This window comes from Streptococcus mitis, from assembly GCF_002096895.1.
In the GTDB taxonomy this organism is placed as follows: domain Bacteria; phylum Bacillota; class Bacilli; order Lactobacillales; family Streptococcaceae; genus Streptococcus; species Streptococcus mitis_AH.
On the sequence record NZ_NCVI01000020.1, the window covers coordinates 239870 to 252107 of the forward strand.

Here is a 12238-nt window from a genome sequence, read left to right on the forward strand (position 1 = left end):
AGTGGTTGATGTAAATCGTTTTAAAAGTATGCAAATCACCCTAGCTTCTCCAAGTAAAGTCCGTTCATGGTCTTATGGAGAAGTCAAAAAACCTGAAACAATCAATTACCGTACCTTGAAACCAGAACGTGAAGGTCTCTTTGATGAAGTTATCTTTGGACCTACAAAAGACTGGGAATGTGCTTGTGGTAAGTACAAACGCATTCGTTACAGAGGGATTGTTTGTGACCGCTGTGGGGTTGAAGTAACGCGTACAAAAGTTCGTCGTGAGCGTATGGGGCACATCGAGTTGAAAGCTCCTGTATCTCATATTTGGTACTTCAAGGGGATTCCAAGCCGTATGGGCTTGACCCTTGATATGAGCCCTCGTGCCCTCGAGGAAGTTATCTACTTTGCGGCTTATGTGGTGATTGATCCTAAGGATACACCACTTGAGCACAAGTCTATCATGACAGAGCGCGAATACCGTGAGCGCTTGCGTGAATATGGTTATGGATCGTTCGTTGCCAAGATGGGTGCCGAAGCTATCCAAGACCTTTTGAAACAAGTAGATCTTGAAAAAGAAATTGCTGAACTCAAAGAAGAGTTGAAAACAGCTACTGGACAAAAACGTGTCAAAGCCATCCGTCGTTTGGATGTTTTGGATGCCTTTTACAAGTCTGGAAACAAACCTGAATGGATGATTCTCAACATCCTTCCAGTTATTCCACCAGATCTTCGTCCAATGTTGCAGTTGGATGGTGGCCGTTTTGCCTCATCTGACTTGAATGACCTTTACCGCCGTGTTATCAACCGTAACAACCGTTTGGCTCGCTTGCTTGAGTTGAATGCGCCTGGTATCATCGTTCAAAATGAGAAGCGTATGCTTCAAGAAGCAGTTGACGCTTTGATTGACAATGGTCGTCGTGGTCGTCCAATCACAGGACCAGGTAGCCGTCCTCTTAAATCATTGAGCCACATGCTTAAAGGTAAACAAGGACGCTTCCGTCAAAACTTGCTCGGTAAACGTGTTGACTTCTCAGGACGTTCTGTTATCGCCGTTGGTCCAACTCTTAAGATGTACCAATGTGGTGTGCCACGTGAAATGGCGATCGAGCTCTTTAAACCATTCGTGATGCGTGAAATCGTTGCGCGTGATATCGTGCAAAACGTCAAAGCAGCTAAACGCTTGGTGGAACGCGGAGACGAACGTATCTGGGATATCCTTGAAGAAGTGATTAAAGAACACCCAGTGCTTTTGAACCGCGCACCGACCCTTCACCGTTTGGGTATCCAAGCCTTCGAGCCAGTCTTGATTGATGGTAAGGCCCTTCGCTTGCATCCGCTTGTCTGTGAGGCCTACAATGCTGACTTTGACGGAGACCAAATGGCCATCCACGTACCGCTTTCAGAAGAAGCCCAAGCAGAAGCTCGTATCTTGATGCTAGCTGCTGAGCACATCTTGAACCCGAAAGATGGGAAACCAGTTGTTACTCCATCTCAGGACATGGTTTTGGGGAACTACTACTTGACTATGGAAGAAGCTGGTCGTGAAGGTGAAGGAATGGTCTTCAAAGACCGTGACGAAGCGGTCATGGCTTACCGCAACGGTTATGTTCACCTCCACTCACGTGTTGGTATCGCAACAGACAGCCTCAACAAGCCTTGGACAGAAGAGCAAAAACATAAGGTCTTGCTTACAACAGTTGGTAAAATCCTCTTCAACGACATCATGCCAGAGGGTCTACCATACTTGCAAGAACCAAACAATGCCAACTTGACAGAAGGCGTTCCAGCTAAATACTTCTTGCCACTTGGTGGAGATATCAAGGAAGCTATCAGCAATCTTGAACTTAACCCTCCATTCAAGAAGAAAAATCTTGGAAATATCATCGCTGAAATCTTCAAACGTTTCCGTACGACAGAAACTTCTGCCCTACTTGACCGCATGAAGAACCTCGGTTACCACCACTCAACTCTTGCAGGATTGACAGTGGGTATTGCCGATATCCCAGTCGTTGATGACAAGGCTGAAATCATTGAAGAATCACACAAACGTGTAGAACAAATTACCAAACAATTCCGTCGTGGTATGATCACAGACGACGAGCGTTACAATGCTGTTACAGCTGAATGGCGTGCTGCCCGTGAAAAACTTGAGAAACGTTTGATTGCCAACCAAGATCCTAAGAATCCAATCGTTATGATGATGGACTCTGGAGCCCGTGGTAATATCTCAAACTTCTCACAGCTTGCCGGTATGCGTGGTCTGATGGCGGCTCCGAACGGACGTATCATGGAATTGCCAATCCTTTCAAACTTCCGTGAAGGTTTGTCAGTACTCGAAATGTTCTTCTCAACTCACGGTGCCCGTAAAGGTATGACCGATACGGCACTTAAGACAGCTGACTCAGGTTACTTGACTCGTCGTTTGGTTGACGTTGCCCAAGACGTTATCATCCGTGAGGACGACTGTGGAACTGACCGTGGTCTCTTGATCCGTTCTATCGCAGAAGGAAAAGAGATGATTGAGTCTCTAGAAGAACGTCTCAACGGTCGTTACACTAAGAAAACTGTTAAACATCCAGAAACTGGTGCAGTGATTATCGGTCCAAATGAGTTGATTACAGAAGACAAGGCGCGTGAAATTGTCAATGCTGGTGTGGAAGAAGTGACTATCCGCTCTGTATTTACATGTAACACTCGTCATGGTGTCTGCCGTCACTGTTACGGTATCAACTTGGCGACTGGTGATGCGGTTGAAGTTGGTGAAGCAGTTGGTACAATCGCTGCCCAATCTATCGGGGAACCTGGTACACAGCTTACAATGCGTACCTTCCACACGGGTGGGGTTGCCTCAAATACCGATATCACTCAGGGGCTTCCTCGTGTCCAAGAAATCTTTGAAGCCCGCAATCCTAAAGGGGAAGCGGTTATCACAGAGGTTAAAGGACAAGTTACTGCTATTGAAGAAGATGCTTCAACTCGTACTAAGAAAGTCTTTGTTAAGGGTGAAACTGGCGAAGGTGAATATGTCGTTCCATTTACAGCTCGTATGCGTGTCGAAGTTGGGGACCAAGTAGCGCGTGGTGCTGCTCTTACAGAAGGTTCTATCCAACCAAAACGTCTCCTTGCAGTTCGCGATGTCTTGTCAGTTGAAACTTACCTTCTCGGTGAAGTACAAAAAGTTTACCGTAGCCAAGGGGTAGAAATCGGCGACAAACACATCGAGGTAATGGTTCGCCAAATGATCCGTAAAGTCCGTGTCATGGATCCAGGAGATACAGATCTTCTCATGGGTACCCTCATGGATATCAATGACTTTACAGATGCCAACAAAGATGTCCTTATCGCAGGAGGAGTTCCAGCGACAGGTCGTCCAGTCCTTATGGGAATTACCAAAGCCTCACTTGAAACCAACAGTTTCTTGTCAGCGGCTTCCTTCCAGGAAACAACTCGTGTCCTTACTGACGCAGCTATCCGCGGTAAGAAAGACCATCTCCTTGGCCTTAAAGAAAATGTTATCATCGGTAAGATCATCCCAGCAGGTACTGGTATGACCCGTTACCGTAACCTTGAACCACATGCTATTAACGAAGAAGAATACCTTAATCCTCCAGTAGAGGAAGAAGGAAATGAAGAAACAACAGAAGTAGTTGTGGATACTGCCGTTGAAACTGTAGAAGAAACAGTAGAATAAAAGAGATGAGAGGGCCTTCGGGTTCTCTTTCTCTTTTCTGAAAACTTTCTTCATTTTTCCATGAAATATGGTAAAATAATACTCAATGAAAATCAAAGAGCAAACTAGGAAACTAGCCGCAGGTTGCTCAAAGCACTGCTTTGAGGTTGTAGATAGAACTGACGAAGTCAGCTCAAAACACTGTTTTGAGGTTGTGGATAGAACTGACGAAGTCAGCTCAAAGCACTGCTTTGAGGTTGTAGATAAGACTGACGAAGTCAGTAACATATACCTACGGCAAGGCGACGTTGACGTGGTTTGAATAGATTTTCGAAGAGTATAAAAGAAAGAAGCTGACAAAGGAGACAGGTATGGAACAAACATTTTTTATCATTAAACCAGACGGTGTAAAAAGAGGATTAGTGGGCGAAGTATTGAAACGCATCGAACAACGTGGATTGACAATTGAAAAATTGGAGTTGCGTTCGCAGATTTCAGAAGAGTTAATTGACCAGCACTATCAGGACTTGGTTGGTCAGAGTTTTTACCCGCCGATTCGTGAATTCATGACTTCAGGACCGGTTCTTGTGGGTATCATTTCTGGTCCTAAAGTAATCGAAACTTGGCGGACCATGATGGGGGCAACTCGCCCAGAAGAAGCTTTACCAGGAACGATTCGAGGTGATTTTGCAAAAGCGTCTGATGAGAACCAAGCTATTCAAAATGTTGTACATGGTTCAGATTCAGAAGAGTCAGCTAAGCGAGAAATTGCTCTTTGGTTTGAAGAAAAATAGTAAAAGTTTGATGTAAGGGTTACCTGCATCAAACTTTTTTGCATTTTAGAGTAGAAAACTGACAGTTGAGAAATATTCTAGCAATGGTGAGGATTTCTAGCCTATAATAAGAGCAACTAAGGGAGGAAGAATGATGGAAAAAATGAAAAAGCAAATTCGTGTTTTGTTATTGTTTACAATTTTTGGTATCAGTAGCTGTTCTTGTTTAAGTTTATCGACTTGGTCCTTGGTGTTAAATCAAAACTGCTTCTATTATTTAGTTGGCATGTTGCTTCTTGCCAGTATTGGTGCAGAGCTAAACTATTATAGAGGGCAAGGAAATCAACATTATTCGGTTTTTAAAGAAGACAAGCAACAATTCTTGTATAGCCTATTGCTCTTAGTAAATATTTTGGGTTTAGTTTTAATTGTCATAGACCATATCCTTGCAGGAAATACATCTGTAGAAGGGGGTGTAGAAGCCTTTCTACCGAGTTTCTTTTTCTTATTTGGTATTGATTTGTTAGTTTTTCTGCCGATTCAGAAGTATGTAAATGGATTGAAAAAGATTTTGGGTAAGAAGGAAATGTGTTTTATTAGTGGACTAGCTATTCTAATCTTTCTCAGAAATCCTTGGATGTTATTATCCATGCCCTTTTATATTGCCTTGGGAATGCTGTTTCTGGGACTGTTAGTACCAAAAGTTATTCGCTGGGAAGTTTCATTTTATAGCCACCTGATGAGGGATATCTTGTTAGTTGTCTTTTTACTGTTCCTATTTTAAGATCATAACAAGGATTGGCTCAAGTGTTTAATTCATAATATAGAATTCATAGATAATACCTAGACAAAGAACAAGTTTTTGGTATAATAGAAACATGTACACTAAAAACGAAGAAGACTTACAGTCCTTAGGTGAGCGTTTGGGCTGTTTATTAGAAAAGAATGATGTTTTAATTCTGAGTGGAGAACTTGGAGCCGGCAAAACGACCTTTACAAAAGGCCTTGCTAAAGGATTACATATTTCTCAGATGATTAAGAGTCCAACCTATACTATTGTGAGGGAGTATGAAGGTCGTCTTCCTCTTTATCATTTAGATGTTTACCGCATTGAGGGGGATGCTGATTCTATCGACTTGGATGAGTTTCTCTTTGGTGGTGGAGTGACTGTCATTGAGTGGGGAAATCTCTTAGGTGAGGCCCTACCAGATACTTATTTAGAATTGGAAATTCTAAAAGAAGGAGATGGTCGTAGATTACATTTCCAAGCAAAGGGTTTGCGTGCAGAAAAGCTGTTAGAGGAGCTTCAACATGGAGTATGAATTGCTCATTAGAGAAGCAGAATCTGGTGATGCTGCTGAGTTAGTGACATTTTTAAATCGTGTCAGTCTAGAAACAGATTTTACCAGTCTGGACAGGGAAGGCATTCTGTTGACAGATACTGAGATGGAGTTGTTTTTGGATAAACAGGCTCGTTCAGAAAATCAAATTACCTTACTTGCCTTGTTGAATGATGAAATTGCTGGTCTGGTAAATATCACAGCTGATCAACGTAAGAGAGTTCGTCATATTGGTGATCTTTTTATTGTGATTGGTAAGAAATATTGGAATAATGGACTGGGAAGTTTGTTACTTGAAGAAGTCGTAGAATGGGCACAGGCTAGTGGCATTCTTCGTCGACTTCAACTAACTGTCCAAACTCGCAATCAGGGTGCAGTTCATTTATATCAACAGCATGGCTTTGTAATTGAAGGTAGACAAGAGCGCGGTGCGTACATAGAAGAAGGGAAATTTATAGATGTTTACCTGATGGGTAGACTGATAGATTGATAGAAATATGGTTAAAAAAATTATTGGAATGGTGCTAGCTTTTCTAGCTGTGACAGTTTTAGGTGTGGGTGTTTTTGCTTATACTATTTATCAGCAAGGTACAGAAACCTTATCAAAAACCTATAAAAAGATTGGGGAAGAAACCAATGTTATTGAGGCTACTGAACCCTTAACGATCCTTTTAATGGGGGTTGATACTGGAAACGAAGAACGAACGGACCCTTGGGAGGGAAATAGTGATTCCATGATTCTTTTGACAGTTAATCCGCACACGAAAAAGACCATGATGTTGAGTTTGGAACGTGATATCCTGACTAAAATTCAGCATAAAGATGGTAGTATTGAAGAAGCGAAACTGAATGCCGCCTATGCGGGTGGAGGTGCAGAATTAGCTATCTCAACCATTCAGAAGATGATGAACATCCATATTGACCGCTATATTATGGTCAATATGCACGGATTACAACAATTAGTCGATGCAGTGGGTGGTATAACTGTCAATAACACGCTAGGTTTCCCGATTTCTATTAGTGACCAAGAGGAATTTAATACTATTTCTATTGGTGTTGGGCAACAAACTCTAAATGGAGATGAAGCTCTTGTTTATTCTCGCATGCGCTACCAGGATCCAGAAGGGGACTACGGACGTCAGAAGCGTCAGCGTGAAGTCATTCAAAAGGTTGTTGAAAAAGTTCTTAGCTTGAATAGTGTTAGTCACTATCAATCTATCCTAAAAGCCTTAAGTACCAATATGCAGACTAATATTGATCTATCTGCGAAAAGTATTCCAAGCTTGTTAGGTTACCAGGACTCGTTTAAAACGATTGAAACTCAACAATTACGAGGAGAAGACGCCGAATTGCAAGGGACATCTTATCAAATCGTAACTGCTAACCATTTGTTAGAGATCCAGAATCTTTTGAGAACTTCACTTGATAAACCGAAGGTGACAGAGTTAGAGACAAATGCAGTCTTATATGAAAATGTTCTCGGAAATCAAAATGGTATCGGTTTGGGAACAGGTACGATTAGTAGTACAAGAAATCAAGAAGATGTAGAATAATCTAATTTATAGTTGAAATCGTGGGAAATTTCCTGCGATTTTTTCAAAAAAATACGAATAGATAGGTAGGAGGAAACATGAAAGCAGAAATCATTGCTGTTGGAACAGAGATTTTGACAGGACAGATTGTCAATACCAATGCTCAGTTTTTGTCGGAAAAACTAGCAGAGATTGGGGTAGACGTATATTTTCAGACGGCTGTAGGAGATAATGAAACGCGTCTCTTATCCCTGCTTGAGATTGCCAGTCAACGTAGTAGTCTGGTGATTTTGACAGGTGGATTGGGGCCAACTGAGGACGATTTGACCAAACAAACCCTAGCTAAATTCTTAGGGAAAAAATTAGTCTTCGATCTTCAGGCCCAGGAGAAGTTGGATATCTTTTTTTCTCAGAGACAAGACTATGCCCGAACACCGAATAACGAAAGACAAGCCCAAATTGTAGATGGAGCGACTCCACTGCCAAACGAAACAGGGCTGGCTGTGGGAGGAATGTTGGAAGTCAATGGAGTGACCTACGTCGTCCTTCCAGGTCCACCAAGTGAATTGAAACCTATGGTCTTAAACCAACTCCTAGCCAAGTTGATGACAGGGAGCAAGCTGTATTCCCGAGTTCTTCGTTTCTTTGGAATTGGCGAAAGTCAGCTGGTGACGATTTTGGCTGATTTGATTGACACTCAAACAGATCCGACCTTGGCCCCTTATGCCAAGACAGGCGAGGTAACCTTGCGTCTGTCAACAAAGGCTAGCAGTCAAGAAGAGGCGAATCAAGTGCTGGATATCTTTGAATATCAAATCTTGAATCGCCAAACTTTTGAAGGCCTTTCTTTACGAGAACTTTGTTATGGTTATGGGGAAGAGACTAGTTTGGCCAGTATTGTGGTAGAAGAACTGAAAAGGAAAGGAAAAACCATCACGGCTGCAGAGAGTTTGACGGCAGGGCTTTTCCAAGCTACTGTGGCGGATTTTTCGGGTGCTTCCAGTATATTTAAGGGTGGTTTTGTGACCTATAGCTTGGAGGAAAAATCAAAGATGTTGGATATTCCTGCCAAGGATTTGGAAGAGCACGGTGTGGTGTCTGAATTTACAGCTCAGAAGATGGCTGAGCAAGCACGAATCAAGACCCAGTCTGATTTTGGCCTTAGTTTGACTGGAGTGGCAGGACCAGATAGTCTAGAAGGGCACCCAGCTGGGACAGTTTTCATAGGTTTGGCTCAAGAGCATGGAACTGAGGTCATCAAGGTCAATATTGGAGGCAGAAGTCGAGCAGATGTACGTCATATTGCGGTTATGCATGCCTTTAACCTAGTTCGCAAGGCTTTATTAAGTGACTAACTTTTGATATAATAGTAGATAGGTCTGAGGACCATTAGAATGTAGGAGAATAGAATGGCGAAAAAACCAAAAAAATTAGATGAAATTTCAAAAAAATTCGGGGCTGAACGTGAAAAAGCCTTGAATGACGCTCTTAAATTGATTGAGAAAGACTTTGGTAAGGGTTCAATCATGCGTTTGGGTGAACGGGCAGAGCAAAAGGTGCAAGTGATGAGTTCAGGTTCTTTGGCTCTTGACATTGCCCTTGGTTCAGGTGGTTATCCTAAGGGACGTATCATTGAAATCTACGGACCAGAGTCATCTGGTAAGACAACGGTTGCCCTTCATGCAGTTGCGCAAGCACAAAAAGAAGGTGGGATTGCAGCCTTTATTGATGCGGAACATGCCCTTGATCCAGCTTATGCTGCGGCTCTTGGTGTCAATATTGACGAATTGCTCTTGTCACAACCAGACTCAGGAGAGCAAGGTCTTGAGATTGCAGGAAAATTGATTGACTCAGGTGCTGTGGATCTTGTTGTAGTCGACTCGGTTGCTGCCCTTGTCCCTCGCGCGGAAATTGATGGAGATATCGGAGATAGCCACGTTGGTTTGCAGGCTCGTATGATGAGCCAGGCTATGCGTAAACTCGGTGCTTCTATCAATAAAACCAAAACAATTGCCATCTTTATCAACCAATTGCGTGAAAAAGTTGGGGTCATGTTTGGAAATCCAGAAACAACTCCTGGTGGACGTGCTCTGAAATTCTACGCATCAGTCCGTTTGGATGTTCGTGGAAGTACGCAAATCAAGGGAACTGGTGACCAAAAAGATACCAATGTCGGTAAAGAAACTAAAATCAAGGTCGTGAAAAACAAGGTGGCTCCACCATTTAAGGAAGCCTTCGTTGAAATCATGTACGGAGAAGGGATTTCTAAGACTGGTGAGCTCTTGAAAATCGCAAGCGATTTGGATATCATCAAAAAAGCAGGAGCTTGGTACTCTTACAAGGATGAGAAAATTGGGCAAGGTTCTGAAAATGCTAAGAAATACTTGGCAGATAACCCAGAAGTATTTGATGAGATTGACCATCAAGTCCGTGTTCAATTTGGTTTGATTGATGGAGAAGAAGCTGCTGAAAGCAAAAAAGATGAAGCAGTTCAAGTAGACTCTGTGAATGAAGAAGTTACACTTGATCTAGGCGATGAGCTTGAAATCGAAATTGAAGAATAAGCTGTCAAAGTAGTGGAGAAATCCACTGCTTTTTCGATTCTTTGTTCAAGATTTCATATTGCCTATAGTTTGCTGTTTCTTGTCGCTCTTCTAGAAAGCTGATATAATAGCCTTATGAATAAAAAACGAACAGTGGACCTGATTCATGGTCCTATTCTTCCCTCGCTTGTGAGTTTTGCCTTCCCAATCTTGCTGTCTAATATCTTTCAGCAACTCTATAACACTGCTGATGTCTTGATTGTTGGGCGTTTTCTTGGTCAAGAATCCTTGGCTGCAGTAGGAGCGACAACAGCGATTTTTGACCTGATTGTAGGTTTTACTCTTGGTGTTGGCAATGGCATGGGGATTGTCATTGCTCGCTATTATGGAGCTCGGAATTTTACAAAAATCAAGGAAGCAGTAGCAGCCACCTGGATTTTAGGTGCACTTTTGAGTATTGTAGTTATGTTGCTGGGCTTTCTTGGTTTGTATCCTCTTTTACAGTACCTAGATACCCCTGCTGAAATCCTCCCTCAGTCTTATCAATATATTTCTATGATTGTGACCTGTGTCGGTGTCAGCTTTGCCTATAACCTCTTTGCAGGCTTGTTGCGGTCTATTGGGGACAGTCTAGCTGCCCTTGGATTTTTGATTTTTTCTGCCTTGGTCAATGTGGTTCTGGATCTCTATTTCATTACGGAATTGCATCTTGGAGTTCAATCCGCGGGACTAGCTACCATTATTTCGCAAGGCTTATCAGCGGTTCTCTGCTTTTACTATATTCGTAAGAGCGTGCCAGAACTTTTGCCACATTTTAAACATTTCAAATGGGACAAGGCCTTGTACGCGGACCTCTTGGAGCAAGGTTTGGCTATGGGCTTGATGAGTTCAATTGTATCTATAGGCAGTGTGATTTTACAGTCTTCTGTTAATACCTTTGGTGCAGTGATTATTAGTGCTCAAACAGCGGCGCGACGTATTATGGCTTTCGCCCTTCTTCCCATGACCGCTATTTCCGCTTCGATGACGACCTTTGCTTCTCAGAATTTAGGAGCTAAGCGACCAGACCGCATTGTTCAAGGTATTCGAATCGGCAGTCGTTTAAGTATGTCCTGGGCAATTTTTGTTTGTGTCTTCCTCTTTTTTGCCAGTCCAGCCTTGGTTTCCTTCTTGGCTAGTTCGACGGATAGCTATTTGGTAGAAAATGGCAGTCTCTATCTACAAATCAGCTCAGCTTTTTATCCTATTTTGAGTCTCTTGTTGATTTATCGCAATTGTTTGCAGGGCTTGGGGCAAAAAGTCCTTCCTCTGGTTTCTAGCTTTATCGAACTAATCGGGAAAATCGCTTTTGTGGTTTTGATTATCCCTTGGGCAGGATATAAGGGAGTTATCCTTTGCGAACCCTTAATCTGGGTTGCCATGACCATTCAACTGTATTTCTCACTGTTTCGTCACCCCTTGATAAAAGAAGGCAAGGAAATTTTAGCAACTAAAGTGCTATCCTAGTTGTATTTACTGAATAAAATCCATTTCCTCTAGTGAAAATCGAAAAAACTTGTGTTATAATAAGAAAGATTAAAATGTGAAAAAAGGAGATTCCTAATGGGACGTAAATGGGCCAATATCGTAGCCAAGAAAACGGCTAAAGATGGAGCTAACTCTAAAGTATATGCAAAATTTGGTGTAGAAATCTATGTAGCAGCTAAAAAAGGTGATCCAGATCCAGAATCAAACTCAGCTTTGAAATTCGTTATCGACCGTGCTAAACAAGCCCAAGTGCCAAAACACGTTATCGATAAAGCTTTGGATAAGGCTAAAGGAAACACAGACGAAACCTTTACAGAGGGACGTTACGAAGGTTTTGGACCGAATGGTTCTATGCTGATTGTTGATACTTTGACTTCAAATGTCAACCGTACAGCGGCCAATGTCCGTGCAGCCTTTGGTAAAAACGGCGGAAACATGGGTGCTTCAGGTTCGGTTTCATACCTCTTCGATAACAAGGGTGTTATTGTATTTGCAGGTGAGGATGCGGATGCAGTCTTTGAGCAATTGCTAGAAGCAGATGTGGATGTGGATGATGTAGAAGCAGAAGAAGGGACAATCACAGTTTACACAGCTCCAACTGACCTTCATAAGGCTATCGTTGCCCTTCGTGAGTCAGGTATCGAAGAATTCCAAGTTACTGAATTGGAAATGATTCCTCAGTCAGAAGTGGAATTGTCAGGCGATGACCTTGAAACCTTTGAAAAACTTTACAGCGTTCTTGAGGACGACGAAGACGTACAAAAGATTTATACGAACGTAGACGGGTTCTAATTTAACCTAGAGAATATGATCCTAAGTGATAAGATCACTTGGGATTTTTTGAATCAAGAAAATAGTTCTCTAG

10 protein-coding genes are annotated in these 12238 nt (G+C 42.3%); all 10 read left to right on the forward strand.

The features are described 5' to 3' along the window. Position 1: 1 nt before the first annotated feature. Positions 2-3679: a DNA-directed RNA polymerase subunit beta' gene (gene rpoC / locus B7697_RS05860; RefSeq protein WP_192851480.1), complete on the forward strand. Its 3678-nt coding sequence runs from the start codon at positions 2-4 to the stop codon at positions 3677-3679. Positions 3680-4029: 350 nt separating this feature from the next. Then, the gene (gene ndk / locus B7697_RS05870) at positions 4030-4452 is read left to right on the forward strand and encodes a nucleoside-diphosphate kinase (protein WP_084950771.1); all 423 of its coding nucleotides are present in this window, start codon (positions 4030-4032) and stop codon (positions 4450-4452) included. A 130-nt stretch (positions 4453-4582) separates the two neighbouring features. Beyond that, positions 4583-5215, forward strand: coding sequence for a competence protein (locus B7697_RS05875; protein ID WP_239822295.1), 633 nt, complete (start codon positions 4583-4585; stop codon positions 5213-5215). 94 nt (positions 5216-5309) lie between these two features. Continuing rightward, on the forward strand, positions 5310-5753 hold the full coding sequence (gene tsaE, locus B7697_RS05880) for a tRNA (adenosine(37)-N6)-threonylcarbamoyltransferase complex ATPase subunit type 1 TsaE (protein WP_084950773.1): 444 nt from the start codon (positions 5310-5312) through the stop codon (positions 5751-5753). After that, positions 5743-6261: a GNAT family N-acetyltransferase gene (locus B7697_RS05885; RefSeq protein WP_084950775.1), complete on the forward strand. Its 519-nt coding sequence runs from the start codon at positions 5743-5745 to the stop codon at positions 6259-6261. Before tsaE ends, B7697_RS05885 begins: the two co-directional genes overlap by 11 nt. A gap of 7 nt (positions 6262-6268) precedes the next feature. Continuing rightward, the gene (gene lytR, locus B7697_RS05890; protein ID WP_020902719.1) at positions 6269-7324 is read left to right on the forward strand and encodes a glycopolymer--peptidoglycan transferase LytR; all 1056 of its coding nucleotides are present in this window, start codon (positions 6269-6271) and stop codon (positions 7322-7324) included. Positions 7325-7401: 77 nt separating this feature from the next. After that, on the forward strand, positions 7402-8658 hold the full coding sequence (locus B7697_RS05895) for a competence/damage-inducible protein A (RefSeq protein ID WP_084950777.1): 1257 nt from the start codon (positions 7402-7404) through the stop codon (positions 8656-8658). Between the two features lie 54 nt (positions 8659-8712). Then, positions 8713-9867 carry a recombinase RecA gene (gene recA / locus B7697_RS05900; protein WP_070482405.1) on the forward strand — a complete coding sequence of 385 codons (1155 nt, stop codon included), beginning with the start codon at positions 8713-8715 and terminating at the stop codon, positions 9865-9867. 114 nt (positions 9868-9981) lie between these two features. Beyond that, positions 9982-11352: an MATE family efflux transporter gene (locus B7697_RS05905; protein WP_084950778.1), complete on the forward strand. Its 1371-nt coding sequence runs from the start codon at positions 9982-9984 to the stop codon at positions 11350-11352. Positions 11353-11448: 96 nt separating this feature from the next. Continuing rightward, the gene (locus B7697_RS05910) at positions 11449-12165 is read left to right on the forward strand and encodes a YebC/PmpR family DNA-binding transcriptional regulator (protein WP_000532882.1); all 717 of its coding nucleotides are present in this window, start codon (positions 11449-11451) and stop codon (positions 12163-12165) included. The last annotated feature ends 73 nt before the right edge of the window (positions 12166-12238 follow it).

Coding starts and splice junctions, on each gene's coding strand:
- tsaE (WP_084950773.1), top strand. CDS start 5,310: ATGTACACTAAAAACGAAGAAGACTTACAGTCCTTAGGTGAGCGTTTG.
- ndk (WP_084950771.1), top strand. CDS start 4,030: ATGGAACAAACATTTTTTATCATTAAACCAGACGGTGTAAAAAGAGGA.
- lytR (WP_020902719.1), top strand. CDS start 6,269: ATGGTTAAAAAAATTATTGGAATGGTGCTAGCTTTTCTAGCTGTGACA.
- B7697_RS05885 (WP_084950775.1), top strand. CDS start 5,743: ATGGAGTATGAATTGCTCATTAGAGAAGCAGAATCTGGTGATGCTGCT.
- B7697_RS05895 (WP_084950777.1), top strand. CDS start 7,402: ATGAAAGCAGAAATCATTGCTGTTGGAACAGAGATTTTGACAGGACAG.
- B7697_RS05905 (WP_084950778.1), top strand. CDS start 9,982: ATGAATAAAAAACGAACAGTGGACCTGATTCATGGTCCTATTCTTCCC.
- recA (WP_070482405.1), top strand. CDS start 8,713: ATGGCGAAAAAACCAAAAAAATTAGATGAAATTTCAAAAAAATTCGGG.
- B7697_RS05910 (WP_000532882.1), top strand. CDS start 11,449: ATGGGACGTAAATGGGCCAATATCGTAGCCAAGAAAACGGCTAAAGAT.
- B7697_RS05875 (WP_239822295.1), top strand. CDS start 4,583: ATGATGGAAAAAATGAAAAAGCAAATTCGTGTTTTGTTATTGTTTACA.